Consider the following 24701-nt stretch of genomic DNA (forward strand, 5'->3'; position numbering starts at 1 on the left):
CGATGCTCAGCGGATGTTGTTGTCGTGCCCGTGCGCACCCGACGGGAGCGTGGGGATCGACTTCTGCATCTGGACGAGGAACTCGACGTTCGAGTGGGTCTCCTTGAGCTTGCCCAGGACGACCTCGAGGGCCTGCTGCTGGTCGAGGCCGGCGAGGGCGCGACGCAGCTTCCAGGTGATCTTCACCTCGTCGGGAGAGAGGAGCATCTCCTCGCGGCGGGTGCTGGAGGCGTTCACGTCGACAGCGGGGAAGATCCGCTTGTCGGCGAGGGCGCGCGACAGACGCAGCTCGCTGTTGCCGGTGCCCTTGAACTCCTCGAAGATGACCTCGTCCATCTTGGAGCCGGTCTCGACGAGCGCAGTCGCGAGGATCGTGAGGGATCCGCCGTTCTCGATGTTGCGCGCGGCGCCGAAGAAGCGCTTGGGCGGGTAGAGCGCTGAGGCGTCGACACCGCCGGTCAGGACGCGACCGGAAGCCGGAGCCGCGAGGTTGTACGCACGGCCGAGACGGGTGATCGAGTCGAGGAGCACGACGACGTCGCGGCCCAGCTCGACGAGGCGCTTGGCGCGCTCGATGGCGAGCTCGGCGACCGTCGTGTGGTCTTCGGCAGGGCGGTCGAAGGTCGAGGCGATGACCTCACCCTTGACGGTGCGCTCCATGTCGGTGACCTCTTCGGGACGCTCGTCGACGAGCACGACCATGAGGTGGACCTCGGGGTTGTTCTGCGCGATCGCGTTGGCGATCTGCTGCAGGACGATCGTCTTGCCCGCCTTGGGCGGCGCGACGATGAGGCCGCGCTGCCCCTTGCCGATCGGCGCGACCAGGTCGATGATGCGCTGGGTCAGCTTCTCGGGGGCCGTCTCCAGACGCAGTCGCTCCTGCGGGTAGAGCGGGGTGAGCTTGCCGAACTCGACGCGGGTCGCCGCATCGTCGATCGACAGGCCGTTGATCGAGTCGACCTTGACCAGCGCGTTGTACTTCTGGCGTCCCGGCTGCTCGCCCTCGCGCGGCTGCTTGATCGAGCCGACGATCGCGTCGCCCTTGCGCAGGTTGTACTTCTTGACCTGGCCGAGCGAGACGTAGACGTCGCTGGGACCGGCGAGGTAGCCGGTGGTGCGCACGAAGGCGTAGTTGTCGAGCACGTCGAGGATGCCGGCGATCGGGATGAGGACGTCGTCCTCGCCGATCTCGGTCTCGAACTCGTCGGTCGGGGCGCCGTTGGTGCGGCGCTTGTTGCGCTGGCGGTTGCGGCTGTTCGCCGACCCCTGCTCGTCGTCGGCGGGAACGCTCTGCTGCTGCGGCTCGTTCGCGCCCTGCGCGTTGCCGTTCTGGCCGCGACCACGGTTGCGGCTGCGGTTGCGGTTGCGTCCGCGGCCGCCCTGCTCGTCGCCGCCGTCTGCGGCATCGGCCGAGTCGGATCCCTGCGCGCCGTCGGCGGCCGGAGCGGCCTGCTTCTCGGCGGCGGGAGCGGCCTGCTTCTCGGCGGCGGGTGCGGACTCTGCCGGAGCGGCCTCAGCGGCGGGCGCCTCGGCGGTCTCCGCAGCGGGCTTCTTGGCGCCGCGACGGGCGCGGGTGGTGGTCTTCGCGGCGGGCGCCTCGGCATCCGCGGCGGCGGCCGGAGCCTCGGCAGCGGGCGCGGCGGCAGGGGCATCCGAGGCCGGAGCCTCGGTGGTCTCCGCGTCGGCCTTCTTCGCACGGCTGCGACGAGGGGCCTTCGCCTTGGGAGCGGCCTCTGCGGCGTCGGCCGCAGGCGCCTCGGAAGCGGCCGGAGCCTCAGCGGCGGCGGGTGCCTCCGCTGCGGACTTCTCGGCCTTCGCCGCGGCGGTCGCGGTGGTGGCCCTGCGCGGTGCGCGCTTGCGAGCCGGGGCGGCTGCAGCCGCCGGTGCCTCGGCGACGGGTGCCGCCTGGTCGTTCTGGGTCTCGGAGAAATTCTCCACGAGTACTCCCTCTTTGGTCTCGGAGACATGAGCGTCTCGCGCACAACGGGTGCTGCGCGCGATCGCACGGGCTGACGCTCGGCGCCGGCCGGCCTTGGCACCGGATGCTCAGATGAGCGGTGCCTGAAGGATTTGCGTGCGGGTCTTGCAGAGTTGCAATGGGGCCAGATTCACGCAGTTACGTGGAGCCCTCCGCTCGATCCCCCACTGTACCACCACGCACGTCGACCGCGAGCAGCAGCGCTTCCCACGGGGTGTCGGTGACGCGGTTGGCGAGTTCGACGGCGTCCTGGCGGCTGCCCGGTCCGTCGGCGAGCACGAGCACGCTGGGGCCTGCACCCGAGACCACGGCCGCGAACCCTGAGGCCCGCAGGGCCTGCACGAGCCGCTGGGTCTCCGGCATCGCCTCCGCGCGGTAGTCCTGGTGGAGCCTGTCTGCGGTGGCGTCGAGGAGGAGCTCGGGGCTCTGCATGAGCGCGGCGATGAGCAGCGCCGAGCGCGAGACGTTGAAGACCGCGTCCTCCGTCGACACCTGCGGCGGCTGCAGCGAGCGGGCCTTCGAGGTCGACATCGTGTACGAGGGCACCAGCACGAGCGGAGACACGCCGCGGTGCACGAGGAGCTTCTTGTGCTGCGGACCCCGCTCCCCCATCCAGGCGATCGTGAGGCCCCCGAAGAGCGCGGGCGCGACGTTGTCCGGATGCCCCTCGATCTCCGTGGCCAGGCGCAGCAGGTCGGCGTCGTCGATCTCGACGTCTCCGGCGAGCAGCCCCTTGGCGGCGAGGATGCCGGCGGTCACCGCGGCACCTGATGAGCCGAGTCCGCGCCCGTGCGGCACGCCGTTCTCGGCGACGATGCGCAGTCCGGGCATCGGGCGCCCGAGGTCGGCGTAGACGTGCCGGATCGTGCGGACGATGAGGTTCGAGTCGTCGCGCGGGATCTCGGCGGCTCCCGATCCGCTGACCTCGATCTCGAGCTCGCCCGCGGGCAGCTCGGTCACCAGCAGCGAGTCGTAGACGCTGAGCGCGAGACCGAGGGTGTCGAACCCCGGGCCGAGGTTGGCGCTGGTCGCCGGAACGGTGACCTCGACGGTGCGGCCGACGGGCATCGTCACTCGCCTTCCACGCGCAGCACCGACACGACGCGCTCGACGACCGCGCTGCCGGCCAGAGCGTCGACGGTGGCGCTGAGAGCCTCCTCGGTGGCGCGGTGCGTGCCGATGATGAGGCGCGCCGTCGGCTCCGACTCCCCTTCGACCGTCTGCACGACCGTCGCGACCGAGACGCCGCCGTCGCTGAGGATGCCGGCGACGGTGGCCAGGACGCCCGCGGCATCCGCCACCTGCAGGGTGATCTGGTAGCGCGTGGTGACGTGGCCGATCGGGACGACGGGCAGGTTCGCCCTGGTCGATTCACCGACCCCCACGCCGCCCGCGATGTGACGACGAGCAGCGGAGACCACGTCGCCGAGCACAGCGGATGCCGTCTGCACGCCGCCGGCGCCGGCGCCGTAGAACATCAGCGAGCCCGCGGCCTCGGCCTCGACGAACACGGCGTTGTTCGCGCCGTGCACGTTCGCGAGCGGGTGCGACTGCGGCACCAGGGCCGGGTAGACGCGCACCGAGATCGACTCGGCGCCGTTCGCCTCGATGCGCTCGCACACCGCGAGCAGCTTGATGACGAACCCGGCGGCCCTGGCCTCCTCGATCATGGAGGCGGTGATGGAGGTGATGCCCTCACGGTGCACGGCTTCCAGCGGGACGGCCGTATGGAACGCGAGGCTGGCGAGGATCGCCGCCTTCTGCGCGGCGTCGTACCCCTCGACGTCGGCGGTCGGGTCGGCCTCCGCGTAGCCGAGCCGCTGCGCGTCGGCGAGGACGTCGCCGAAGTCGGCGCCCTCGGTGTCCATGCGGTCGAGGATGTAGTTCGTCGTGCCGTTGACGATGCCCATGATGCGCACGACGCGGTCGCCCGCGAGGGAGTCGCGCAGGGGGCGGATGATGGGGATCGCTCCGGCGGCGGCGGCCTCGTAGTAGACGGAGGCGCCCACCCGATCGGCGGCCTCGAAGAGCTCGGGTCCGTGCGTCGCGAGCAGCGCCTTGTTGGCGGTGACCACGTCGGCGCCGGAGCCGATCGCCTGGAGGATGTTCGTGCGCGCCGGCTCGATGCCGCCGATGAGCTCGATCACGATGTCGGAGCCGAGGATGAGCGACTCCGCATCGGTCGTGAACAGCTCCTTGGGCAGGTCGACGTCACGAGGGGCGTCGAGATTGCGCACGGCGATGCCGGCGAGCTCGAGCTCGGCGCCCGCGCGGTCTGCGAGCTCGTCGCCGTGACGCAGCAGCAGCGCCGCGACCTGGGACCCTACGGCTCCGGCGCCCAGAAGCGCCACCCGAAGTCGTCTGTACTCTGTCATTTCGCCGCTCCTGCGTCGCTGGTGGTCATGGGTGTCTTTCAGAGGTGTCTCGCTCGCCGTCCGTCGTCGCGCGCCCGCGCGACGGGAGGATCAGCGCTCGATGTCGATGTCGTCGGCGGAGGCCGGGTCGATCCCGGCATCCCGTGCCAGCACATCGGCGATGGTCTCGCCGCGGACGATGATCTGCGCGCGGCCGTCACGGACGGCGACGATCGGCGGGCGCGGCACATGGTTGTAGTTGCTCGCGAGCGACGCGCAGTAGGCGCCGGTCGCGGGAACCGCGAGCAGGTCTCCTGGCACGAGGTCGTCGGGGAGGTACTCGTGGTCGACGACGATGTCGCCGGACTCGCAGTGCTTGCCGACGACGCGGCTCAGCTGCGGGGCGCCGATCCCCGATCGAGAGGCCAGGCGGGCCGAGAACTGCGCGCCGTACAGCGCAGGGCGGGCGTTGTCGCTCATGCCGCCGTCGACGCTGATGTACCGGCGCACCGCCCCGGACTCCAGCTCGACGTCCTTCGTGGTGCCGACCTCGTAGATCGTCACACCGGCGGTGCCGACGATCGCCCGACCGGGCTCGAAGGACAGCGCGGGGATCTCGATGCCGCGAGCGGCGCACCCCTCGGCGACCGCCGCCACGATCTCTCCGGCGAGCGTCTCGATCGGGGTCGGGTCGTCGACCCGCGTGTACGCGATTCCGAAGCCGCCGCCCAGGTTCAGCTGCGGCACGGGCCCGCCCTCTAGCAGCGACGCGTGCAGTTCCAGCACACGGGAGGCCGACTCGCGGAAACCGGCGACGCCGAAGATCTGCGAGCCGATGTGGCAGTGCAGTCCGGCGAACTCCAGCCCGCGGATCTCGCGGATGCGGGCGACAGCGACCTCTGCCTCGGCGAGGGGGAATCCGAACTTCTGGTCTTCGTGAGCCGTGGCGAGGAAGTCGTGGGTCTCGGCGTGCACGCCGCTGATCACCCGCACGAACACCCGTTGCACGGCATCCGTCCGCGCCGTGATGGCCGCGAGGCGCTCGATCTCGATGGCGCTGTCGACGATGATCGATCCGACGCCGACCTCGACGGCGCGCTCGAGCTCGGCCGTGGACTTGTTGTTGCCGTGGAACCCGATGGACGCAGGAGCGACACCCGCCGCGAGCGCGACCTCGAGCTCCCCTCCGGTGCACACGTCGACGCGGAGTCCCTCGTCGACCACCCACCTGGCCACCGTCGTGCACAGGAAGGCCTTGCCCGCGTAGTACACCTGGGCGGTCGTGCCGTTCTCTCCGGCCGCGGCGTCGAAGGCGAGCCGGAACGCACGCGCACGAGAGCGCACCTCGTCCTCGTCGAGGACGAGCAGCGGGGTTCCGAACGTCCGGGCCAGTCCCGTCGCTGACAGTCCGGCGATGGTGAGCGCTCCGTCGACGTCGCGGCGGGCCGATGACGGCCACACGGCGGGCACGAGGTCGTTCGCGTCGTCGGGGACGACGAGCCACTCAGGGGCGAGCGAGTCGGCAGGGGAAAGCACGGAGCACCAATCGTGGGATGGAGCGCGTCACGGGATGCGCGCGTCGAGTTGACCCGATTCTAAGGCAAGCCCCGGATCGCCTCCGTCACGGAGACGTGCCGAGCCAATCCCCTGCACCGACCGACCCGCGGCTCGTAGGGTGGGGCGTGATGAGCACCGAACAGCACACCCCAGGCCCCGCCCGCCCCGGTCCGATCCCCCGCGCCGTCGCCGCGGTCGTGCGCGGGGCGCTCACCCTCGCCCCGGTCCGCGCCGCGCTCCTCTACGTGGAGCGCCGGGGCCCGATGCTGGCAGACAGCGTCACCTACCGCGCGCTCTTCAGCGTGTTCGCCGGAGTGCTGCTGGGGTTCTCGATCGCGGCGCTGTGGCTCGCGGGCAACCCGGTCGCGTGGAAGGCGATCATCGACGCCGTGCAGGCGGTCGTGCCCGGCCTGATCGGCGAGGAGGCCGTCGTGAAGCCGTCCGAGCTGCGCCGCCCCCTCTCGTTCTCGATCGCGGGCGCCGTCTCCATCGTCGCGCTGACCGGTTCCGCCCTCGGTGCGATCGGTTCGCTGCGCACGGCGGTCCGCGTTCTCGCCGGCACGGCGCAGGACGACATCCTCTGGATCTGGGTGATGCTGCGCAACCTGCTCCTCGCCGTGGGCATCGGCGCGGCCTTCGTGCTCGCGGCCTTCCTCACCGTCACCGGCCGCGTCGGCATCACGTGGATCAGCGGCCTGCTCGGCCTCCCCGCCGACTCCGCGGTCGCGGAGTGGAGCGTCAGGCTGGTGTCCCTGCTCGTCGTCTTCGCGATGGACGCCGCACTCATCGCGGCCGTGTTCCGACTGCTGTCGGGACTGCGGGTCTCTAGGCGGACGCTGTGGACGGGATCCCTGCTCGGTGCCGTCGGTCTTCTCGTGCTGCAGGAGCTGTCCGGCCTCTTCGTCGGCGGAGCCGGGAGCAATCCCCTCCTCGCGTCCTTCGCCTCGCTGCTCGCGCTGCTGATCTGGCTCAACCTGTCGGCGCAGGTCATCCTGATCGCGTGCGCGTACATCGTCACCCTCCACGAGGAGCAGGGCGACAGGGTGCGCTCCCGCTACGGCGCCACGACCTTCGAGGCGCGGCGGGTCCAGCGCGCAGAGGTCGACCTCGCCATCGCGACCGCGGCGCTCCGTGCGGCGCAGGACGCCGCCTCCTCCGCGAAGCCCTGACGGACCACCGCGGCGCCGACGGGGTCAGCCCCGGGGGCAGGTTCCCGGCTGCTGCAGGCTGTCGTCGGTGACGATGGCGCCGTTCACGTCGACGTCGATGACCGCACGGGTGCCCGTGATCTTCAGCCCCGTGATCGTGATGCCCGCCGGGAGCTGATCGGCGATGCAGATCGTCTGCGTCTTGGTGAGGGCGGCGCCGACGGAGCCGAGCGTGTCCTGGACCCGGTCGGCGTCGAGCACGATGCCGCCCACGCTGATCCCCTGCGGCGTCAGCTGCAGGTCGCCGTCGACGACGCCGGGGGTCACGGTGACCGAGACCGGGAGCGCGAGTCCGAGCACCTGCACGCTGCCGCTGACCGTGGCGTCCGGTGCGTCGAAAGCGACCTGATCGACCGGGAGGTCGGTGGACGCGAGCAGCGTCGTGAACTGGCTCTCGTCGACGGTGATCGTGCCGGAGGCTCCGGCGAGATCGCCGCCGCGCAGCGGGACGCCCTTCGCCGTGACGTCGGCGGCGCCCGTGATCCCCTGGATCGTCACGGAGTCCGTCGAGAGGTGCAGGCTGTCGAGACGGCCCCCGATGAGCTGCGGCAGCAGGATGCCGTCGGCGTCGACGTCGAGCTGCTGGTCGGCGGGGAGGTCGAGCTGCTCCACGACGATGGAGCGCACCACGCCGGGAAGGATCGCCCGGACGAGGAGCTCCCCCGCGACGGCGAGGAGCGCGAGCACCACCACGATGATGAGCAGCACCCACGGCCACCGCTTGCGCCTGGCCGGGGCGGCGGCATCCGCCGCCTGCTCCCCTCCGGGGATCACGAGGGTGGGATGCTCGGCATCGGCCTCGGGATACGGCAGGGTCGGGTTCTCATCGCTCATGCCCCAATCCTGCCGTACCCGGGAGGTCACATCCGTTCGGGCGCGGAGACTCCGAGGAGGTCGAGGCCGTTGCGGAACACCTGCCCTGCGGCGTCGTTCAGCCACAGGCGGGTGCGGTGCACGCTCTCGATCGGGTCGTCGCCCTGCGGGATCACACGGCAGTTGTCGTACCAGCGGTGATACAGCCCGGCGAGCTCCTCCAGATAGCGCGCGACCCGGTGCGGCTCGCGCACCTCTGCCGCGAAGCCGACGATGCGCGGGAACTCCTGCAGCGCGCCGAGCAGAGCGCTCTCGGACTCGTGCGTGAGCGTCTCCGGTGCGAACTCGGAGCGGTCGACACCGGAGTCGGCGGCGTTGCGGGCGACGTTGTGCGTGCGCGCGTGGGCGTACTGCACGTAGAAGACCGGGTTGTCGTTGGTTCGCTTCTGCAGCAGCTCGGGGTCGAGGTCGAGCGGCGAGTCGGCGGGCGAGCGCTCGAGAGCGTACCGCAGCGCATCGGTGCCGATCCAGGACTGCAGGTCGTCCATCTCGATGATGTTGCCCGCGCGCTTGCTCAGGCGGGCGCCGCGGATCGACACCAGCTGGCCGATCAGCACCTGGATGTTCTTCTCCGGGTCCTCACCCGCGGCCCCCGCGACGGCCTTCAGCCGGTGCACGTAGCCGTGGTGGTCGGCGCCGAGCAGGTAGATCTTGTTCTCGAAGCCGCGGTCGCCCTTGTTCAGGTAGTACGCGGCATCCGCGGCGAAGTAGGTGTACTCGCCGTTGGAGCGGCGGATCACGCGGTCCTTGTCGTCGCCGAAGTCAGTGGTGCGCACCCAGACCGCGCCGTCCTCGTCGAAGACGTGCCCCTGCTCGCGCAGACGGTCGAGTGCCTGGTCGATGAGGCTGGTGCCGTCCTCGCCCTTCGCGTGCAGCGTGCGCTCCGAGAACCAGACGTCGAACGGCACGTTGAAGCGGCCGAGGGATGCCTGGATCTCGGCGAGCTGGAACGCATAGGCCAGGTCCCGCGCCACGACGAGCTGCTCGTCCTCGGGCAGCCCCAGCAGGTCGGGACGAGCCTCCAGCACGCGCCCCGCGAGCGTCGTGATGTACTCGCCGGGGTACCCGCCCTCCGGCGTCGGGCGCCCGTTGGCCGCGGCGACGACGGACAGCGCGAAGCGCTCCATCTGCGCCCCGGCGTCGTTGATGTAGTACTCGCGGACCGCGTTCGCGCCGCTGGCGAGCAGCAGCCGGACGATCGAGTCGCCGAGGGCGGCCCAGCGCGTGTGCCCGATGTGCAGCGGCCCGGTCGGGTTCGCCGAGACGAACTCGACGTTCACGCTCACGCCGCGCTGCGACTCGTTGCTCCCGTAGGCGTCGCCGGCGTCGACGATGACCTTCGCGAGCGCTCCGGCCGCGGCAGCGTCCAGGCGGATGTTGATGAACCCGGGGCCGGCGACCTCGGTGCTCGCGACGCCCTCGACCTGCGCGAGGCCGTCGGCGATCTGCTGGGCGAGCTCCCGCGGGTTCGTGCCGAACGGCTTGGCGAGGCGCATGGCGATGTTCGACGCCCAGTCGCCGTGGTCGCGGTTGCGGGGGCGATCCAGCACGATGTCGGATGCCGAAAGCCCGAGCGGCTCGCCCGGACGTCGTTCCTCGGCGATCGGTGCGAGGACGGCGATGAGGGCATGGGCGAGCGTTTCAGGATTCATAGGCTCCCCAGTTTACGGCGCGTCGACGGGTCGGAATTTGCGCGGAACCCGGCGTGATCTACAGTCATGCCATGAATCCGGTGTTCGACCGTCGTCGTCTGCTCCTCGCGGGGCTCGCCGTCGGAACCGTGCTCGTCCTCGCGGCGGTGGTCCTCGGCGTGTGGAAGCCGTGGTCTCCAGGGCCGTCGAGCGCAGCCGTGGCGGGCGCCGGACACGATGATGCGGTGACGATCGCCCCTGCACCGCTGACGCTGCCCGAGCACCCGACCGTCCTCGTCTTCGGCGACTCCTGGACGTACGGTTCCGCCGCGAGCGAGCCCACTCTCGGCTACGCCTACCTGCTGGCAGACCTCGTGCACGGGACGACGATCGTGAACGGCGTCCGCGGGAGCGGCTATCTCAAGCCCGGCATCGACGGCCCCGCCTTCGGCGAGCGCATCGCCGCGCTCGACCCCGCTCTCACACCGGACCTGATCATCATTCAGGGCTCGATCAACGACAGGGCGCAGGGAGCGGCCGGGTATCGCGAGGCGGTGACGGCGGCGTGGGACGCGATGGCGGCGAAGTACCCCGAGGCGCAGATCGTCATCCTGGGCCCTGCACCGCACGAGCTACCGGTGGGGGCCGCGACGGCGCGCATCGACAGGGATCTCGCCGCGCTCGCCGGCGCGCGCGGCTGGTGGTACATCTCCCCCGTCGCAGAAGGCTGGATCACTCCGCAGAACTACCGCGACGTGATCGACGTCGACCTCGGACGCAAGCATCCGTCCACCGCAGGACACCGCTACCTGGCCGAGCGACTCGCCGCCGCGCTCGCTGAACTGAGCGGCGCGCCGGTGACGGTGGCCGGTGGTTCGGAGACCACCCCCGAGCAGTGATATTGTCGATCGGTACGCCTCCGTAGCTCAGGGGATAGAGCGCCGGTTTCCGGTACCGTAGGTCGGGGGTTCGAATCCCTCCGGGGGCACACACACGGGTTGAGAAGTGCGAGCGAGAGCGTCGCGATGTGAACCCAGAGACACGGAAGGGCCCCGCCTGAGCAGGCGGGGCCCTTCGTCGTCTCAGACCTGCGCCCGCCGAACGGCGGCGCGGACGACGGGCGCACCGCCCTTGCGCATCAGCCAGACGGCCGCGGCGAGCGTGAGCACCCAGCCGATCACCTCGATGAGCAGGTGATCGGTCGCGTTCGGCACCGACTGCAGCAGGTACACCCGGATGCTGTTGATCGCCCCGTGCGTCAGGACGGCGGGCCACACGCTGCCCGACCGCCAGCGCAGCGCGAGCAGGAGCGGCGCCCACGGCAGCATCCCCGCGAAGTAGATCACGATGTCCCAGAACGGGAGGTCGCCGATGACGGCGAGGACGGGCAGGTGCCAGACGATCCACACCAGGCCGCTCACGACCGCCAGCGGCCAGAAGCCCCACGATGCGGCGCGTGTGGCCAGCCAGCCCCGCCAGCCGAACTCCTCGCCGATGGCGAAGACCGACTGCATCACGAACACCGGGAGTATCCACACCGCGGTCCCGATGATCTGATCCACAGGGTTGAGCGTCCAGATCCCTGTGGCCACCGCGATGGCGGTCTGGATCGCCGCGATCGCCGCGATGATGCCGATGCCGATGCCGATCCAGCCGAACGTTCCGCGCCATCCGGTCGCGAAGGTCGACCGGAAGGTCCCCGGTCTCCGGATGAGCCACATGATGATCGCGGCCAGCAGCGGCGTCATCTGCATGATCGGGGTGATCACGTTGTAGAGGTCTGTCGGGACGAGCCGGAAGACCATCGGCACGGAGATCGCGAAGCACAACAGGATCGCGATCGTGAAGAACCAGGCGACATCGGCGCCGAGGGGACCGGCGGGTCGGCTGCGTGCGGGAGACACCTTCATGGAGACCTCTGTTCGTCGACGGGAGCGGGCGAACTTTCGTCGCCTCTGGCACCGTAGGCGAGGGCGCTCGACGGCAGGAACGGGGGAAACCCGACGACTCCCCGGGGGAAACCCGGAATCACCGATCTCCGGACCCGCGGGCCGTCAGTTCAGAGCTGCGGTCTCCGCGATCAGGTCGAGACGGGAGAGGAGGAGCTCCCCCGCCGACCCCATGGCCGCCACCGCGTTCACGATCACGACGAAGCCGATCAGGACGAAGAGGACGAGCCCCCTTCGTCTCTGCACGATCGTGAGCACCACCGCGGCGAGCGCGCCGAGCATCGCGACGGTCTGCCCGGCCACGGTCGCGAACGCCATGCGCATCGCGGACTCCTCCGTGAGCGGGCCGTAGCTGTTCAGCAGGGCCGACAGCGCAGCGGGGAGCACCAGCACGCTCATCAGGAGCACGAAGCGGCGGCGCAGCCACCAGCGCGGCATCGTCGACACGACGGGGGCGCCCACGGCGACTGTGCTCATGGGGCCACCCTAGAGGTCTCCGGCGTCGACGGACAGCCGTCATTAAATTGTGCACAATTGAATTGTGTGCAAGACTCACCTCATGCCGATCACCGAAGAGATGGTGTGCTTCTCGCTCTACTCGGCGGCACGCGCCACCACACAGGCCTACCGCGCCTTGCTCGCCCCGTGGGGGCTCACCTACCCGCAGTACCTCGTGCTGGCGATCCTCTGGAACGAGGGCGAGCAGACCGTCGGATCCCTCGGCGACGCGATGCAGCTCGACTCCGGCACCCTCTCCCCCCTGGTGCGCAGGCTCGAGCAGGCGGGCCTCGTGACGAAGCAGCGCAGCACGGCCGACGAGCGCGTCGTCACGGTGCAGCTGACCGAAGCCGGTCGCGTGCTGCGCGCCGAGGTCGCCCCGATCCGTGCGCAGATCGCCGATCTCGCCGGCGTGCACGACGATGACCGCCGCCGGCGGCTGATCGCCGAGCTCCAGGAACTCACCGCGCTGCTCCAGAAGAGCACCGCGAACTGACCACTCGAAAGGAATCCACACGATGGACGCTCTCTACACCGCAGAAGCCCTGGCGACGGGCGCAGGCCGCAACGGCCGGGTCGCCACGTCAGAGGGTCGACTCGACTTCGACCTCGCCGTGCCCAAGGAGCTCGGCGGCAGCGGAGACGGTGCGAACCCCGAACAGCTGTTCGCCGCCGGCTACGCGGCCTGCTTCCACTCCGCACTGCAGACCGTGGCCCGCGCGCAGAAGGTCGCGATCACCGATTCCTCGGTGGGGGCGCGCGTGCAGATCGGCTCCAACGGCGAGGGCGGGTTCGGGCTCGCCGTGCAGCTCGAGGTGGTCATCCCCGACCTTCCCCACGAGCAGGCCGTGGCGTTGGCGGATGCCGCGCACCGGGTGTGCCCGTACTCGAACGCCACCCGCGGCAACATCGACGTCGACATCACCGTCTCCGACGACTGATCCCACAAGGAGAAAACAGACATGCGTGCACTCATCCACCACACCTTCGGCGAGCCCGAAGAGGTCCTCACGGTCGAAGACCGCCCGCTTCCGGAGCCCGGCCCGGGGCAGGTGCGCCTGCGCATCCTCCTCTCCCCGATCCACAACCACGATCTGTGGACGATCCGCGGTACCTACGGCTTCAAGCCCGAGCTGCCGGCGGCATCCGGCACCGAGGCACTCGGCATCGTCGACGCGCTCGGCGACGGCGTCGAGAACCTCGCGGTCGGCCAGCGCGTGGCGACGGGCGGAACCTTCGGAGCCTGGGCGGAGTACATCGTCACCACGGCCGCTGGCCTCGTGCCGGTGTCCGACGCGATCCCCGACGAGAGCGCCGCACAGCTGATCTCCATGCCGTTCAGCACGATCAGCCTGCTGCAGTTCCTGGAGGTCGGCGAGGGCGACTGGATCGTCCAGAACGCCGCGAACGGCGCAGTCGGCCGGATGCTGGCGCAGCTCGGGGCTGCGCGCGGCGTCAACGTGCTCGGTCTCGTGCGCCGCACCGAAGGCGTGGAGGAGCTCCGCGCCCAGGGCATCGAGAACGTCGTCGCGACCGACCAGGACGACTGGCGCGAGCAGGCGACGGCGCTCACCGGCGGCGCCCCGATCGTCGCCGGCGTGGACTCCGTCGGCGGAGCCGCGTCGGGACACGTGCTCTCGCTGCTCGCCGAGAACGGCACGCTCGTCGCCTTCGGCGCGATGAGCTCGCCCGTGATGGAGATCGCCTCGGGCGACGTCATCTTCAAGCAGGCCACCGTCAAGGGCTTCTGGGGAAGCAAGGTCAGTCAGGCGATGGATGCTGCCACGCGCGGCGCCCTGTTCGGAGAGCTAATCCAGCGCGTCTCCGACGGCACCCTCACCCTGCCCGTCGCTGGAGTCTTCGACGCGGCCGACGCCGCGGATGCCGTCCGCGCGAGCAACACGCCCGGCCGAGTCGGCAAGGTGCTCCTGAAGTTCTGAGCGTCTGCGATGTCGAGGGGCGGGGCGCACAGCGCTCCGCCCCTTCTCGTGCTTCACGCAATGTCCGTGCCCAGGGCCACACTGGGGCCATGGACACGATCACTCTCCTGCAGCCGGACGGCCTCGTCGTCAGTCCCGCGTTCAGCCACGTCGCAGTCGTCCCACCCGGCGCGACGACGATCTACGTCGGCGGCCAGAACGGCGTCGACGCGACCGGCGCCGTCGTCTCCGCAGACGCCGGCGAGCAGTCGCTCCGTGCGGTGGAGAACGCCCGCGTCGCGCTCGAGGCCGCCGGGGCGGGTCTCGACGACGTGGTCAGCTGGACGGTGCTGATCCAGCAGGACGCGGATCTGCGTGCCGCGTACGGCGCGGTGGCGTCGAAGCTGGCACGCGAGGGCGCACCTCCCCTCGTGACCGCGGCGCTCGTCGCGGGTCTCGGCGTCCCCGGTGCGGTGATCGAGGTCAGCGCCGTCGCCGCGGTGTTCCGCGACTGAGCGCGCGCCGGGCCTCGCCTCCCGACGTCAGATCCTGCCGCGCACCGGCGTCCGCTCCGCGGTGTCGGCGTCATCGGGCATGGTCATCTCCGCGCGGACCCCGAGCAGCCTGACCTCGCGGTCTCGATCGAGCGTGCCGCCCAGCTCGAGAGCAGCGGCGACCACCTGGTCGCGGTCGAGGGTCGGCTCGGCGAGCTTGCGTCCGAACGTCTTCGTCTCGAAGGGCGCGTACCGCACCTTCAGGTGCACCCGCACGACCGCACGCTCCTCGGCCGCGCAGTCGTCGAAGGCGCTGGCGGCGAGCTCGCGGATCGCCGCCTCGACCTCCTCCGCCGTCGTGAGATTCCGCTGAAAGGTCGTCTCGCGGCTGTGGCTGCGCGCCACCCAGGGAGTGTCGTCGACGATCGCGGGGCCGATCCCCTCGCCGAGATCGCGATACCAGACCCCCATTCTCGGCCCGAACTCCGCGACGAGATCCTGCTGATCGGCATCCGCGAGCTGACGCACGGTGTTGATCCCGTGCGTCGTGAGCCGCTTCTGCACCTTGGGTCCGACGCCCCAGAGGTCGCGCGTGGGCTTCTCCCCCATCACCTCGAACCAGTTCGCGGCGGTGAGGCGGAACATGCCGCGAGGCTTGCCGAACTCCGTTGCGATCTTGGCTCTCACCTTGTTGTCGCCGATGCCCACCGAGCAATGCAGCCCTGTGGCCTCCCGCACCGCCGTCTGCGCATCACGTGCGACCTGCTCCGGATCGTCGGACTCGACGCCGAGGAAGCACTCGTCCCAGCCGATCACTTCCAGCACGACGCCCGGCAGCGAACGCAACGCGGTCATCACCTCGTGCGAGGCGGCCTCGTAGGCCTCATGGTCGACGGGGAGGAAGACGGCGTCATCCGGAGCCTTCCTCGCCGCGATCCTGAGCGGCATTCCCGAACCGATGCCGAAGGCTCTGGCCTCGTACGACGCCGTCGACACGACGGCGCGCTCCGTGGGGTCCCCCCGCCCTCCCACGATGACCGGGAGGCCGGCGAGCTCGGGGCGGCGCAGCACCTCGACGGCCGCGATGAACTGGTCCATGTCCACGTGCAGCACCCAGTCGGCCATGACACGAGTGTGACGGCTGCGAGCCGCGGTGTCACCCCCGGGGACGCGACGACGTCAGGAGACGGCGACGCCGATCGCGGTGGCGACGACGGCCAGCAGCGGCAGCGTGCCCTGCATGAGCGCGGCACGGGTCTTCGACCGGTCCGACAGTACGAGCACGAGCGCGGCGGCGAGCATCATGCCCGTACCGGCGAAGACGAGAGTGAGCCCGACGGTCGCGCTGCCCATGATGTACAGGCCCACCCCGAGCAGCGCCGTGAGCGCCAGGAAGAGGTTGTAGAAGCCCTGGTTGAACGCGAGCTGCTTCATCGTGACGGCATCCGCTTCGCTGGCGACGCCGAAGATCTTCCGCGTCTCCGGCTCCGTCCACTTCAGCGATTCCAGCGCGAAGATGAAGACGTGGAAGGCCGCCGCGGCGGCGGCGAGGACGAGTCCGGCGATGATCATGACTCGATTCTCCCACCGGCGGGGCCGGGAGACGTCGTCAGACGAGGAAGATCGGCAGCAGCCCAGGGTTGTGCGCATGCACGAGCACGCCGAAGACCACCGCGTCGAACAGCAGATGCACCGTGACGACGTATGCGAGCGAGTGCGTGCGGACGAAGATGAACCCCTGAAGCAGGGCGAACGGGATCGTGAGGACGGGTCCCCAGGCGCGGTACCCGAGCTCCCAGAGGAAGGACACGAACACGATCGCCTGCAGCACGTTGGCGACGGCATCGGGGAAGTGCCGGCGCAGCAGGGCGAAGACCGTGCAGATGAAGAACAGCTCGTCCCAGATGCCGACGGCCCCGACGCCGACGAACAGTCGGGCGATCAGCTCGGGCGAGTCCACCACGGGCCAGTTCTGGTAGACGCCGCTGGTGATGAAGTAGAACGGCAGGATCAGCCATCCGAGCACCAGGACGGCGACGAGCCATCCCCACTGCAGACGCCCCCAGCGACGATGCGCGCGCCAGGGAAATGCGATCGCGCGGTCGCGGAACAGGTATCGCGACACGACGTAAGGCACAGCGACCGCCCCGCCGAGGGCGAGGGTGAAGCGCAGCATGGCGAGGTTGTCGAGTTCGGCGGCGAGGGGGATGACGCTGACGATCAACAGTCCGATCGCGATCAGGGACAGGTCGCGCGTGAGAGAGGGCTGCCGACGGATGCCGATCTGCCGCGCCGTCTCGCGCCGCGCTCCCATGCTGACGATCTGGTCGTCGACGGCCTTCCCGCGTTCGCTCAGCCAGGCCGTGCCGATGCCGAGCGCGAGGAGCAGCCAGCCGAGCCATGCGATCTGGAGCACGAAGAACGCCGGCGCGGCCGCGCAGACGAGAACGGCGGGCGCGATGCCGGGCCATACCGCCGTGCCGCGCCCGTCCGCGCTCATGCGCGGTCTCGCCTCCGGTACACGAGGTCACGGATGTCCCGCCCCTTGGCGATGCCCTTGCGCTCGAAGGCGGTCATGACGCGCCCGTCGAAACGCTCGGCCCATTCCCCTTCGAAGGCCCGCTCGAAGAGCGGCTCGGCATCCAGGACCTCGCGCATCTGCAGCGCGTAGTCCTCCCAGTCGGTGGCGAGCCGCAGCAGTCCGCCATCGCGCAGCGCTCGCGCCGCTGCGTCTCCGAACCCGGGGCGCACCAGCCGACGCTTCGTGTGCTTCTTCTTGTGCCAGGGGTCGGGGAAGAAGATCCACACCTCGGCCGCCGCTGCGTCGGGGAGGTACGACGAGAGCACCTCCGGTGCGTTGGCCTCGACGACCCGCAGGTTGCGCGCGCCCTCCCGGTCCGCATCGAGCATGGTGCGCGCGAGACCTGCGCGGAAGACCTCGACGGCGAGGAAGTCGTCTTCCGGGCGCGACGATGCCGCGGCCACGATCGCGTGGCCCTGGCCGGAACCGATCTCGACGTACAGATCGGCGTCGCGGCCGTACTCGGACGACGGGTCGAGTCGAGCGTCGGGGTGGACGGAGGTCCACGCGATGTCGCGAGGGACGTCGAGCAGGTACTGCGGGGCGAGCTCTGCGAAGGCGCGCTCCTGCGCATCGGACATCCGACCGCTCCTGCGTACGAAGGACACCGGCTCGTCGCGGAAGATGCGGGGTTCGGGCATCCTTCCAGGGTAGTAGAGAGGCGCAGCGGCATCCGCTCCTCCCGTCCGGCTACCGCGGCGCGGGGGCCGTCACGAAGTCGATGAGCTCTTCGACCCTGCCGAGCAGAGCCGGTTCGAGATCGCGATAGGTGTGCACCTTCGACAGGATCCGCTGCCACGCGATGCCCGTGTCCGCCTGCGTCTCGTACGGCCACCCGAACGCGCGGCAGATTCCGGTCTTCCAGTCCGTGCCTCGCGGGATCTCCGGCCACTTCGCGATGCCGAGCGCCCGAGGGGTGACGCACTGCCACACGTCGACGAAAGGGTGCCCCACGATCTTCACGTGACGACCGTGCGGACCGCGCGAGACGGCGTCGGCGATCCTGGACTCCTTGGAACCCGGCACGAGGTGATCGACGAGCACGCCGTAGCGACGGTCCGCGCTCGGCGGCTCGGCGGCGAGCAGCTCGTCGAGCAGATCGACGCCCTGCAGGAACTCGACGACGACGCCCTCGACGCGGAGGTCGGCGCCCCACACCTTCTCGACGAGCTCGGCATCGTGCTTGCCCTCGACGAGGATACGGCTGGGCAGCGCCACGCGGGCGCGCTGGTCGGCCACGACGAACGAACCGGATGCCGTGCGCCGGGGTCCCTGCTCCACCGCCTTCGGCACCGTCAGCCGCACAGGGCGCCCCTCGATCAGGAAGCCGCCGCCGAGCGGGAACAGACGCTTGCGCCCCTTCCAGTCCTCGAGCTCCACGGTGCCGCCCTGCACCTTCGTCACCGCGCCGCAGTAGCCGTCGTCGGCGACCTCGACGACCAGATCGAGGTCGGCGGGCACCTCGGGCACCGGCTTCGCCGCGCGCTCGCGCCATCCCGCGGCGAGCACATCCGATCCGTATCTGTCATCCATGCCATCCAGCGTATGTGTCTCCGCTGAGGGCGAACGGCGATCAGCGCCCGAGTGCTGTCGCGTGTCGGCTCGTATGCATAGACTCGACCCATGGGGCACGGCCACCGGTCGGAGGGACAGGCATGAAGACTCGCTGGCTGACGTTCGGTGCGCTGGTGCTCGCCGCCACCGCCGGACTCATCTCGTCTGGAGCCGCGTACGCGACCGATCCGCTGACGCTCGACCAGGGCTACGTCACGGATGCCGCGGGAGTGCTCAGCGCCGACGAGGAGAGCGCGATCGAGGCGCGGCTGCAGACCCTCTCCGAGAACTCGTCGGCCGACCTCTTCGTCGTGCTCGTCGACGACTTCACCTCCCCGTCGGACAACGCGCAATGGGCCGATCGCGTCGCCGAGAACAACAACCTCGGAACCGCGCAGTACCTCCTCGCGATCGCCGTGGAGGGGCGCAGCTACTACATCTCCGCCGCCCCCGGCGGTCCGCTCAGCAACGACAAGCTCGATGACGTCGAAGACAAGATCCAGCCCCTCGCGAGCCAGAACGACTGGGAGGGCGCGATCGTCCTCGCCGCAGACGAGATCCAGGGCGACGGCGGCGCCGGCGCCCTGCGCACCTTCTTCATCGTCCTCGCCGTCATCGCCGCCGCGCTGCTGATCTGGCTCGTGATCTTCCTCGTGCGGCGGTCGCGCCGCGCCGCAGCGATCCGCGAACGCGGAGCGATGCCCGAGAAGCCCGACCCGAACGACCCGTTCTCGACGCTCACCGACGAGCAGGTGCAGACCCGGGCCGGCGCGGCACTCGTCCAGGCCGACGATGCGCTGACCTCGAGCAAGGAGGAGCTGGGATTCGCCGTCGCGCAGTTCGGCGACGGCCCCACGTCCGAGTTCACGGCCGTGATCGACGCCGCGAAGGCGAAGATGTCGGAGGCGTTCGACCTCAAGCAGAAGCTCGACGACGAGATCGAGGACACGGTCTTCGATCGTCGCGCGTGGCACATCCGCATCATCCAGCTCTGCGCCGAGATCGACGCGGTCCTCGACGCCAACACCGATGCGTTCGACGAGCTCCGCAAACTGGAGCAGAACGCTCCCCAGGAGCTCGAGAGAGTGCGCGCAGAGCGCGCGGCGCTGACTCCGGTGCTCGCGGGGGCCGCTCCCGCGCTTGCCTCGCTCGCCGCGGCCTATGATCCGTCGGCGCTGAGCACGGTCGCGGACAACCCGGCGCAGGCTCAGGAGCGCGCTGCGCTGGCCGACCACTCCATCGAGGCCGCCGCCGCGGCCATCGCCGCGGCGAAGACGGGCGATGCCGCGTTCGCGATCCGCACGGCGGAGCAGTCCGTCGCACAGGCGACCCAGCTCGTCCAGGCCATCACCTCGCTCGGCGCCGAGCTCGCATCCATCGAGACGCAGGCCCAGGCTCTCATCACCGAGCTGCAGGGCGACATCGCGACCGCGCAGCAGCTCCCCGACGGCTCCGGCACGATCGCGCAGGCCGCCGCCGCGACGCAGCAGCAGCTGCAGCAGGCCCAGGCGAACCTCACGGGTGCCACGCGCAGCCCTCAGCGGGTTCTGGAGGCCCTCACCGCGGCGAACTCGCAGATCGACGCGGCGATCGCGCAGGGCAGGGAGACCGTCGAGCGCGCGCGCCGCGCACAGCAGATGCTCGAGCAGACCCTCGCGCAGGCCGACTCCCAGATCCGCGCGACCAGGGACTTCATCGAGACGAGGCGCGGCAGCGTCGGCAGCACCGCGCGCACCCGGCTCTCTCAGGCCGAGGCGGAGCTCACTCAGGCGCTGAGCCTGCGCGCGAGCAGTCCGGAGCAGGCCCTCGCCTCCGCGCAGAACGCCGTCGAGCTCGCACGCCAGGCCAGCTCCTCCGCGCAGTCGGATGTCTCGTCGTACGTCGCCGACGACAGCTGGGGCGGCAGTCCCTATGGCGGCTCCCGCTCCGGCGGCTCCGGTCTCGGCGGAGACATCCTCGGCGGCATCATCGGCGGTCTCCTGTCCGGAGGCGGCGGTGGCGGCGGCGGCTCTTCACGGAGCAGCTGGCGATCCAGCGGCAGCGGCGGCTTCCGCAGCTCCGGGTTCGGTGGCGGCGGCGGACGTTCCAGCGGGGGCGGACGCTCCGGACGCTCGGGCGGACGACGCTTCTGAAACTCATAGACGCATAAGTGAAGATCTCGATCAGGACCCTCTGAAAGGAAAACCGCATGACCAAGCAGTCCATCTTCGGACGAATCTCGACGCTCGTCCGCGCGAACATCAACGCGCTCCTCGACTCTGCAGAAGACCCGCAGAAGATGATCGACCAGCTCGTTCGCGATTACACCAACAACATCGCCGACGCCGAGTCCGCGATCGCCGAGACCATCGGCAACCTGCGCCTGCTCGAGCGCGATCACGAGGAAGACGTCCAGTCGGCCACCGAGTGGGGCAACAAGGCTCTGGCCGCGAGCCGCAAGGCCGACGAGATGCGCGCGACCGGAAACGGTGCGGATGCAGACAAGTTCGACAGCCTCGCCAAGATCGCCCTCCAGCGTCAGATCAGCTCGGAGCGCGAGGCCTCTGCGGCCGAGCCGCAGATCGCCGCTCAGACCGAGATCGTCGACAAGCTCAAGACCGGCCTCAACGGCATGAAGGAGAAGCTCGGCGAGCTGAAGAACAAGCGCAGCGAACTGCTCGCCCGCGCCAAGGTCGCCGAGGCGCAGACCAAGGTGCAGGACGCGATCGGCTCGATCAACGTGCTCGACCCCACCAGCGAGCTGGGCCGGTTCGAAGACAAGGTCCGCCGCCAGGAGGCTCTTGCGCAGGGCAAGGCCGAGCTCGCGGCATCCAGCCTCGACGCCCAGTTCGAGAGCCTCGAAGACCTCGGCGAGCTCACCGAGGTCGAGGCGCGCCTCGCCGAGCTGAAGGCGGGCGGCTCCGCCCCCCGCACGGCCATCGAAGGCTCCTGATACACCCGCGGATGCTCCGGACCCTCCCGGTCCGGAGCATCCGCTCCTTCCTCTCTGGAGGCACCCATGGTGCGTTTCCTCGTCGTCCCGCAGTGGCAGGGCTCTCCCGCCGCCCGCGCGATGCTCCTCATCGACGGCGCCACCGCCATCGCGGGTGATCTCCCCCGCGCCGCGACCACCGTGCTCGACGTCCCGGTCGAAGCCGGCGAGTCGCTGGGCACCGGCGTCCGGCGCCTGAGCGCCTTGCTGCGCACCCGCGATCTCGTCCGCGATGCGATGACACACGATACGGTCGTCATCGGCGGCGACTGCAGCGTGACCGTCGCCGCCCTGGCGGCACTGCCCGGAGGCACCGACGACCTCGCCGTCGTGTGGTGCGACGCGCACCCCGACATGCACACCCCCGAGACCTCGCCGTCCGGCGCCTTCTCCGGTATGGCGCTGCGCGCCGTGATCGGCGACGGCGAGCCTCAGCTCGCCCTCTCCCCCGGGATCCCGCGCGAGCGCATCGTGGCCGTGGGCCTGCGCAACCTCGACGACTCCGAGGTCGCGGAGACCGATGGCCTGAACATCCTGTCCGCCGACGACCTCGAATCCGCCGACGCGCTGGCCGACGCCGTCCAGGCGACCGGAGCCGCACGGGTCTGGGTGCACATCGACGTCGACGTGCTCGACCCTTCGGAGCTCTCCGGCGTGTCCGAGGCCGCGCCGTTCGGCCTGGCCACGGCCACGCTGAGCGCGGCGATCCGGCGGCTCCGTGAGAGCGTGCCGCTCGCCGGCGCCACCATCTCCGGCTTCGCGCCGCGGACACCAGCCGACGCCGTCGACGACCTCGGCGCGCTGCTGCGGCTCGTCGGCGCGGTCGCGTGATCGACGACTGGCGGCCCGCCGCCGAGGCGGCGCTGGAGCGCGGGCGGCGATTCGATCGACGCATCCCGTCGTTCCTGCTCCGCTCCCCCGTCAGCCGCATCGGCTACTGGTGGGGGACGTCCGTCGGCTGGCTCTGGGGATCCCTGTGGAGCACGGGGCCGGTCGAACGCCGCGCAGGGCTCTGGGTGTTCCGCGGGATGCCGAGCTGGACGTTCAATCGCGGCGGGGTGTGCGTCGGCGGCTGCTTCCTCACGGGCGATGACGACCCGAGCGACGCCGTGCTGCGTCACGAAGCCGTGCACAAGGCGCAATGGCTGCGGTACGGCTTCCTGATGCCCGTGCTCTACCTGTTCGCAGGCCGGGACCCGCTGCGCAACCGCTTCGAGATCGAAGCCGGTCTCGAGGACGGCAACTACGTGCGTCGCAGTCCTGCTCGGCGCACCGCAGCGCGCAGCGCAGATCGCTCCCCCGCGTAGGCTCTGCCGCTCGGACGGCAGAGGCCGCTGTGCAGCCCTGGTCAGCAGTCGGGGATCAACGCTCGATCGGAAGCAGACCGAAGCGCTCCGGCGCGTGGATCTGCGTCGGCTCGACGTCGAGCGTCGAGGTCAGGTGCTCGATGATGTCGGCTGTGCCGAGGAATCCGCCGAGCAGGGTGACGTGCGTCTCGAACTCGTCGTCGATGAGCATCTCGTCGGCCCAGGCGCAGGTGGCGCGCGCGAGCGCCTGCCCCGGTGCGCATGCACGACCTGTGCCGGGTGCGCCGCTGCGGTCGCCGCGGGCGAGCCACGTCACGGTCATCCGACCGGGGGCCTCGATCACGCCGATGTCGGAGGCCTGAGGAACCTCGATGAAGATCCGCCCCGATGCGCACAGGGGCAGCGTGGTGAGGAAGACCTCCAGTTCGGCGAGCGAGTTCTCATCCGCCGTCACGAGGTGGTGGGAACGCCGACGAGCCGCGCGGCGCTCTGCGCGCGTGCTGCGAGTGTCGAGGGAGGTGTTCATCGTCCCTCCATCGTATCACCCAGTGAAGGCTTGCCTAACCTTGGTCGGCAGGTTCGACCAGCGCAGCCCGCAGCGCGTCGAGTTCGGCATCCGTCAACCCGTTCGCACGCAGGTAGTCGGCCGCAGACCCCCACCGCTCGTCGACGCGCTCGAGCAGGCGGCGCATGACAGGGGCGGGCGACTGCGTCGCCAGGGCGACCGCATGCACGGCCTCCGGGTGCTGCGAGCGCAGATACGCGGCGATCCGCTGCGAGCGCTCTGGTGGCAGCTGCGATTCCGTGAGCGCGTAGTCGGCGATGATCGCCTCGCGGTCGGCGTCGACGGCGGCGAGCGCGAGAGCGACGGTCACCCCGGTGCGGTCCTTGCCGACGGTGCAGTGCACGAGCGTGGGGTGACCGGCGGCGATGATGCGGACGGCCGCGACCAGCCGTTCGCCGCTCTCCTCGAGCAGGTGGAGGTACAGGTCGTCGAGGCTCGTGTCCGCCTCGAAGAACGATCGCACTGAGCCGAGGAAGAGCGGAAGGTGCGTGGTGTCGGGTCCCGCGATCTCGGTCGGCTCCGCGGCGACCTCCTCGCCGTCGCGCAGATCCACGATGTGACTCACCAGCTCGCCCAGCGCGTCTGCGCCGCGCGGGGTCGCCGTCGACAGCTGTCCTGAGCGCAGCAGCACCCCGGAACGGATCCTCCCGCCGGCCGCGGGCATCCCGCCCACGTCGCGGAGGTTGTTCACGCCTTCGACGTCGATGACCGTCATGCCTGAGCCTGCGGCGTGCGAGGCGGGACCGGGTAGCGGCCGGCGATCACGATGCGATTGAAGGCGTTGATCGAGACGCAGGCCCAGCTGAGGGCCGCGTACTCCTTCTCGGTGAAGACCCCTCCGACGCGGTCGTAGACCTCGTCGGAGATGCCCTCCTCGGAGATGAAGGTGAACGCCTCCGCGAGCTCGAGCGCCGCCTGCTCCCGCTCGCTGAACACGCCGCTCTCGCGCCACGTCGCGATCTGCATGAGCGTGTCGGTGTCGATCCCGGCCTTGAGCGCGCGGTCGACGTGGATGCGCGTGCAGTACCCGCAGCCGTTGAGCTGGGAGCAGTGGATCATCACCAGCTCCTTGAGCCGCTCGTCGATGCCGTTCGCGGCGCAGATGTCGCCGACGGTCCGGGAGAACTCGTCCAGCGCCCGGTACGCGGTCGGCTCGGTCTTGGACAGGTGCACTCGCGTCTCGCTCATGACTCCATGCTATTCGCTGCGAGAGCGACTGCGGCGAGCGGCGATTCCGTCGCCGAATGCAGACTGCTCGATCA

Annotated in this window: 26 protein-coding genes and 1 tRNA gene; 11 read left to right on the forward strand and 16 right to left on the reverse strand. The window is 70.3% G+C overall.

Annotated elements, in window-relative coordinates:
* Positions 1–6: 6 nt before the first annotated feature.
* The 4 genes from rho to lysA form a co-directional block, all read right to left on the reverse strand.
* The gene (gene rho / locus MRBLWH10_RS09180) at positions 7–1938 is read right to left on the reverse strand and encodes a transcription termination factor Rho (protein ID WP_341942452.1); all 1932 of its coding nucleotides are present in this window, start codon (positions 1936–1938) and stop codon (positions 7–9) included.
* 178 nt (positions 1939–2116) lie between these two features.
* Complete coding sequence (gene thrB / locus MRBLWH10_RS09185) at positions 2117–3046, reverse strand: homoserine kinase (protein WP_105674710.1); 930 nt, start codon at positions 3044–3046, stop codon at positions 2117–2119.
* A gap of 2 nt (positions 3047–3048) precedes the next feature.
* Positions 3049–4353 carry a homoserine dehydrogenase gene (locus tag MRBLWH10_RS09190; RefSeq protein WP_105674712.1) on the reverse strand — a complete coding sequence of 435 codons (1305 nt, stop codon included), beginning with the start codon at positions 4351–4353 and terminating at the stop codon, positions 3049–3051.
* Positions 4354–4443: 90 nt separating this feature from the next.
* Positions 4444–5868 carry a diaminopimelate decarboxylase gene (gene lysA, locus MRBLWH10_RS09195; RefSeq protein ID WP_341942453.1) on the reverse strand — a complete coding sequence of 475 codons (1425 nt, stop codon included), beginning with the start codon at positions 5866–5868 and terminating at the stop codon, positions 4444–4446.
* A 149-nt stretch (positions 5869–6017) separates the two neighbouring features.
* On the opposite strand from lysA, the gene MRBLWH10_RS09200 reads away from it, so the two are divergent.
* Positions 6018–7058, forward strand: a complete 1041-nt coding sequence (locus tag MRBLWH10_RS09200; RefSeq protein WP_341942454.1) for a YihY/virulence factor BrkB family protein — start codon at positions 6018–6020, stop codon at positions 7056–7058.
* 24 nt (positions 7059–7082) lie between these two features.
* On the opposite strand, the gene MRBLWH10_RS09205 is transcribed toward MRBLWH10_RS09200, so the two are convergent.
* Entirely contained in the window at positions 7083–7931 is an 849-nt protein-coding gene (locus MRBLWH10_RS09205; protein ID WP_341942455.1) for a DUF2993 domain-containing protein, read from the reverse strand.
* A 26-nt stretch (positions 7932–7957) separates the two neighbouring features.
* Entirely contained in the window at positions 7958–9622 is a 1665-nt protein-coding gene (gene argS / locus MRBLWH10_RS09210; RefSeq protein WP_341942456.1) for an arginine--tRNA ligase, read from the reverse strand.
* Between the two features lie 71 nt (positions 9623–9693).
* Here argS and MRBLWH10_RS09215 point away from each other — a divergent pair, with 71 nt between their 5' ends.
* Both MRBLWH10_RS09215 and MRBLWH10_RS09220 read left to right on the forward strand, forming a co-directional pair.
* A complete protein-coding gene (locus tag MRBLWH10_RS09215) occupies positions 9694–10500 on the forward strand; it encodes an SGNH/GDSL hydrolase family protein (RefSeq protein WP_341942458.1) in 807 nt (268 codons plus the stop codon).
* A 16-nt stretch (positions 10501–10516) separates the two neighbouring features.
* Positions 10517–10589 (forward strand) — tRNA-Arg (locus MRBLWH10_RS09220).
* 94 nt (positions 10590–10683) lie between these two features.
* Here MRBLWH10_RS09220 and MRBLWH10_RS09225 read toward each other — a convergent pair.
* Together MRBLWH10_RS09225 and MRBLWH10_RS09230 are read right to left on the reverse strand one after the other, a co-directional pair.
* Positions 10684–11511, reverse strand: coding sequence for a type II CAAX endopeptidase family protein (locus MRBLWH10_RS09225; protein WP_341942459.1), 828 nt, complete (start codon positions 11509–11511; stop codon positions 10684–10686).
* Between the two features lie 144 nt (positions 11512–11655).
* Entirely contained in the window at positions 11656–12027 is a 372-nt protein-coding gene (locus tag MRBLWH10_RS09230; protein WP_341942460.1) for a hypothetical protein, read from the reverse strand.
* 82 nt (positions 12028–12109) lie between these two features.
* Between MRBLWH10_RS09230 and MRBLWH10_RS09235 the strand changes: the two genes are divergently transcribed.
* The 4 genes from MRBLWH10_RS09235 to MRBLWH10_RS09250 all read left to right on the forward strand — a co-directional run bounded on the left by MRBLWH10_RS09235 (position 12110) and on the right by MRBLWH10_RS09250 (position 14482).
* On the forward strand, positions 12110–12544 hold the full coding sequence (locus MRBLWH10_RS09235) for a MarR family transcriptional regulator (protein WP_341942461.1): 435 nt from the start codon (positions 12110–12112) through the stop codon (positions 12542–12544).
* Positions 12545–12566: 22 nt separating this feature from the next.
* Positions 12567–12989: an organic hydroperoxide resistance protein gene (locus MRBLWH10_RS09240; protein WP_105676554.1), complete on the forward strand. Its 423-nt coding sequence runs from the start codon at positions 12567–12569 to the stop codon at positions 12987–12989.
* Between the two features lie 21 nt (positions 12990–13010).
* A complete protein-coding gene (locus MRBLWH10_RS09245; protein WP_341942462.1) occupies positions 13011–13988 on the forward strand; it encodes a zinc-binding dehydrogenase in 978 nt (325 codons plus the stop codon).
* A gap of 89 nt (positions 13989–14077) precedes the next feature.
* Complete coding sequence (locus MRBLWH10_RS09250; RefSeq protein WP_105676550.1) at positions 14078–14482, forward strand: RidA family protein; 405 nt, start codon at positions 14078–14080, stop codon at positions 14480–14482.
* A gap of 27 nt (positions 14483–14509) precedes the next feature.
* Here the strand turns inward: MRBLWH10_RS09250 and MRBLWH10_RS09255 are convergent, their stop codons facing one another.
* Genes MRBLWH10_RS09255 through MRBLWH10_RS09275 form a run of 5 tightly spaced genes read right to left on the reverse strand, consistent with a single transcriptional unit; the run spans position 14510 to position 18575 of the window.
* The gene (locus MRBLWH10_RS09255) at positions 14510–15586 is read right to left on the reverse strand and encodes a DNA polymerase IV (protein WP_341942463.1); all 1077 of its coding nucleotides are present in this window, start codon (positions 15584–15586) and stop codon (positions 14510–14512) included.
* Between the two features lie 54 nt (positions 15587–15640).
* Positions 15641–16033 carry a DUF1304 domain-containing protein gene (locus MRBLWH10_RS09260; protein WP_105676549.1) on the reverse strand — a complete coding sequence of 131 codons (393 nt, stop codon included), beginning with the start codon at positions 16031–16033 and terminating at the stop codon, positions 15641–15643.
* A 37-nt stretch (positions 16034–16070) separates the two neighbouring features.
* Entirely contained in the window at positions 16071–16961 is an 891-nt protein-coding gene (locus MRBLWH10_RS09265) for a CPBP family intramembrane glutamic endopeptidase (protein WP_341942464.1), read from the reverse strand.
* On the reverse strand, positions 16958–17683 hold the full coding sequence (gene trmB / locus MRBLWH10_RS09270) for a tRNA (guanosine(46)-N7)-methyltransferase TrmB (protein WP_341942465.1): 726 nt from the start codon (positions 17681–17683) through the stop codon (positions 16958–16960). Before trmB ends, MRBLWH10_RS09265 begins: the two co-directional genes overlap by 4 nt.
* Positions 17684–17732: 49 nt before the next feature.
* Complete coding sequence (locus tag MRBLWH10_RS09275) at positions 17733–18575, reverse strand: DUF3097 domain-containing protein (RefSeq protein WP_341942466.1); 843 nt, start codon at positions 18573–18575, stop codon at positions 17733–17735.
* 122 nt (positions 18576–18697) lie between these two features.
* Here MRBLWH10_RS09275 and MRBLWH10_RS09280 point away from each other — a divergent pair, with 122 nt between their 5' ends.
* The 4 genes from MRBLWH10_RS09280 (at position 18698) to MRBLWH10_RS09295 (ending at position 22874) form a co-directional block, all read left to right on the forward strand.
* Positions 18698–20728 (forward strand): TPM domain-containing protein, encoded by a 2031-nt coding sequence (locus MRBLWH10_RS09280; protein WP_341942467.1) that lies wholly within the window; start codon positions 18698–18700, stop codon positions 20726–20728.
* Between the two features lie 56 nt (positions 20729–20784).
* Complete coding sequence (locus tag MRBLWH10_RS09285) at positions 20785–21528, forward strand: PspA/IM30 family protein (RefSeq protein ID WP_341942468.1); 744 nt, start codon at positions 20785–20787, stop codon at positions 21526–21528.
* Positions 21529–21594: 66 nt separating this feature from the next.
* On the forward strand, positions 21595–22398 hold the full coding sequence (locus tag MRBLWH10_RS09290; protein ID WP_341942469.1) for an arginase family protein: 804 nt from the start codon (positions 21595–21597) through the stop codon (positions 22396–22398).
* Entirely contained in the window at positions 22395–22874 is a 480-nt protein-coding gene (locus MRBLWH10_RS09295; RefSeq protein ID WP_341942470.1) for a Fe-S oxidoreductase, read from the forward strand. The genes MRBLWH10_RS09290 and MRBLWH10_RS09295 overlap by 4 nt, the downstream gene beginning before the upstream one ends.
* A 55-nt stretch (positions 22875–22929) precedes the next feature.
* Here the strand turns inward: MRBLWH10_RS09295 and MRBLWH10_RS09300 are convergent, their stop codons facing one another.
* The 3 genes from MRBLWH10_RS09300 to MRBLWH10_RS09310 are packed head-to-tail and all read right to left on the reverse strand — an operon-like array spanning position 22930 to position 24627.
* Positions 22930–23400: an SIP domain-containing protein gene (locus MRBLWH10_RS09300; protein WP_105676538.1), complete on the reverse strand. Its 471-nt coding sequence runs from the start codon at positions 23398–23400 to the stop codon at positions 22930–22932.
* Positions 23401–23434: 34 nt separating this feature from the next.
* Positions 23435–24154: a tyrosine-protein phosphatase gene (locus MRBLWH10_RS09305; protein ID WP_341942471.1), complete on the reverse strand. Its 720-nt coding sequence runs from the start codon at positions 24152–24154 to the stop codon at positions 23435–23437.
* Complete coding sequence (locus tag MRBLWH10_RS09310; RefSeq protein ID WP_341942472.1) at positions 24151–24627, reverse strand: carboxymuconolactone decarboxylase family protein; 477 nt, start codon at positions 24625–24627, stop codon at positions 24151–24153. Before MRBLWH10_RS09310 ends, MRBLWH10_RS09305 begins: the two co-directional genes overlap by 4 nt.
* Between the last annotated feature and the right edge of the window lie 74 nt (positions 24628–24701).

The sequence above is a fragment of the Microbacterium sp. LWH10-1.2 genome (assembly GCF_038397765.1).
GTDB lineage: Bacteria > Actinomycetota > Actinomycetes > Actinomycetales > Microbacteriaceae > Microbacterium > Microbacterium natoriense.

Excerpts from the sequence above, each read along its gene's own strand:
- MRBLWH10_RS09205 (WP_341942455.1), bottom strand. The coding sequence starts at position 7,931 with ATGAGCGATGAGAACCCGACCCTGCCGTATCCCGAGGCCGATGCCGAG.
- trmB (WP_341942465.1), bottom strand. The coding sequence starts at position 17,683 with ATGCCCGAACCCCGCATCTTCCGCGACGAGCCGGTGTCCTTCGTACGC.
- MRBLWH10_RS09280 (WP_341942467.1), top strand. The coding sequence starts at position 18,698 with ATGAAGACTCGCTGGCTGACGTTCGGTGCGCTGGTGCTCGCCGCCACC.
- MRBLWH10_RS09225 (WP_341942459.1), bottom strand. The coding sequence starts at position 11,511 with ATGAAGGTGTCTCCCGCACGCAGCCGACCCGCCGGTCCCCTCGGCGCC.
- MRBLWH10_RS09290 (WP_341942469.1), top strand. The coding sequence starts at position 21,595 with ATGGTGCGTTTCCTCGTCGTCCCGCAGTGGCAGGGCTCTCCCGCCGCC.
- MRBLWH10_RS09255 (WP_341942463.1), bottom strand. The coding sequence starts at position 15,586 with ATGGCCGACTGGGTGCTGCACGTGGACATGGACCAGTTCATCGCGGCC.
- MRBLWH10_RS09245 (WP_341942462.1), top strand. The coding sequence starts at position 13,011 with ATGCGTGCACTCATCCACCACACCTTCGGCGAGCCCGAAGAGGTCCTC.
- MRBLWH10_RS09260 (WP_105676549.1), bottom strand. The coding sequence starts at position 16,033 with ATGATCATCGCCGGACTCGTCCTCGCCGCCGCCGCGGCGGCCTTCCAC.
- MRBLWH10_RS09275 (WP_341942466.1), bottom strand. The coding sequence starts at position 18,575 with ATGGATGACAGATACGGATCGGATGTGCTCGCCGCGGGATGGCGCGAG.
- MRBLWH10_RS09230 (WP_341942460.1), bottom strand. The coding sequence starts at position 12,027 with ATGAGCACAGTCGCCGTGGGCGCCCCCGTCGTGTCGACGATGCCGCGC.
- MRBLWH10_RS09285 (WP_341942468.1), top strand. The coding sequence starts at position 20,785 with ATGACCAAGCAGTCCATCTTCGGACGAATCTCGACGCTCGTCCGCGCG.
- MRBLWH10_RS09310 (WP_341942472.1), bottom strand. The coding sequence starts at position 24,627 with ATGAGCGAGACGCGAGTGCACCTGTCCAAGACCGAGCCGACCGCGTAC.
- MRBLWH10_RS09250 (WP_105676550.1), top strand. The coding sequence starts at position 14,078 with ATGGACACGATCACTCTCCTGCAGCCGGACGGCCTCGTCGTCAGTCCC.
- MRBLWH10_RS09200 (WP_341942454.1), top strand. The coding sequence starts at position 6,018 with ATGAGCACCGAACAGCACACCCCAGGCCCCGCCCGCCCCGGTCCGATC.
- argS (WP_341942456.1), bottom strand. The coding sequence starts at position 9,622 with ATGAATCCTGAAACGCTCGCCCATGCCCTCATCGCCGTCCTCGCACCG.
- thrB (WP_105674710.1), bottom strand. The coding sequence starts at position 3,046 with ATGCCCGTCGGCCGCACCGTCGAGGTCACCGTTCCGGCGACCAGCGCC.
- MRBLWH10_RS09265 (WP_341942464.1), bottom strand. The coding sequence starts at position 16,961 with ATGAGCGCGGACGGGCGCGGCACGGCGGTATGGCCCGGCATCGCGCCC.
- MRBLWH10_RS09215 (WP_341942458.1), top strand. The coding sequence starts at position 9,694 with ATGAATCCGGTGTTCGACCGTCGTCGTCTGCTCCTCGCGGGGCTCGCC.
- MRBLWH10_RS09240 (WP_105676554.1), top strand. The coding sequence starts at position 12,567 with ATGGACGCTCTCTACACCGCAGAAGCCCTGGCGACGGGCGCAGGCCGC.
- MRBLWH10_RS09235 (WP_341942461.1), top strand. The coding sequence starts at position 12,110 with ATGCCGATCACCGAAGAGATGGTGTGCTTCTCGCTCTACTCGGCGGCA.
- MRBLWH10_RS09190 (WP_105674712.1), bottom strand. The coding sequence starts at position 4,353 with ATGACAGAGTACAGACGACTTCGGGTGGCGCTTCTGGGCGCCGGAGCC.
- MRBLWH10_RS09305 (WP_341942471.1), bottom strand. The coding sequence starts at position 24,154 with ATGACGGTCATCGACGTCGAAGGCGTGAACAACCTCCGCGACGTGGGC.
- MRBLWH10_RS09300 (WP_105676538.1), bottom strand. The coding sequence starts at position 23,400 with ATGAACACCTCCCTCGACACTCGCAGCACGCGCGCAGAGCGCCGCGCG.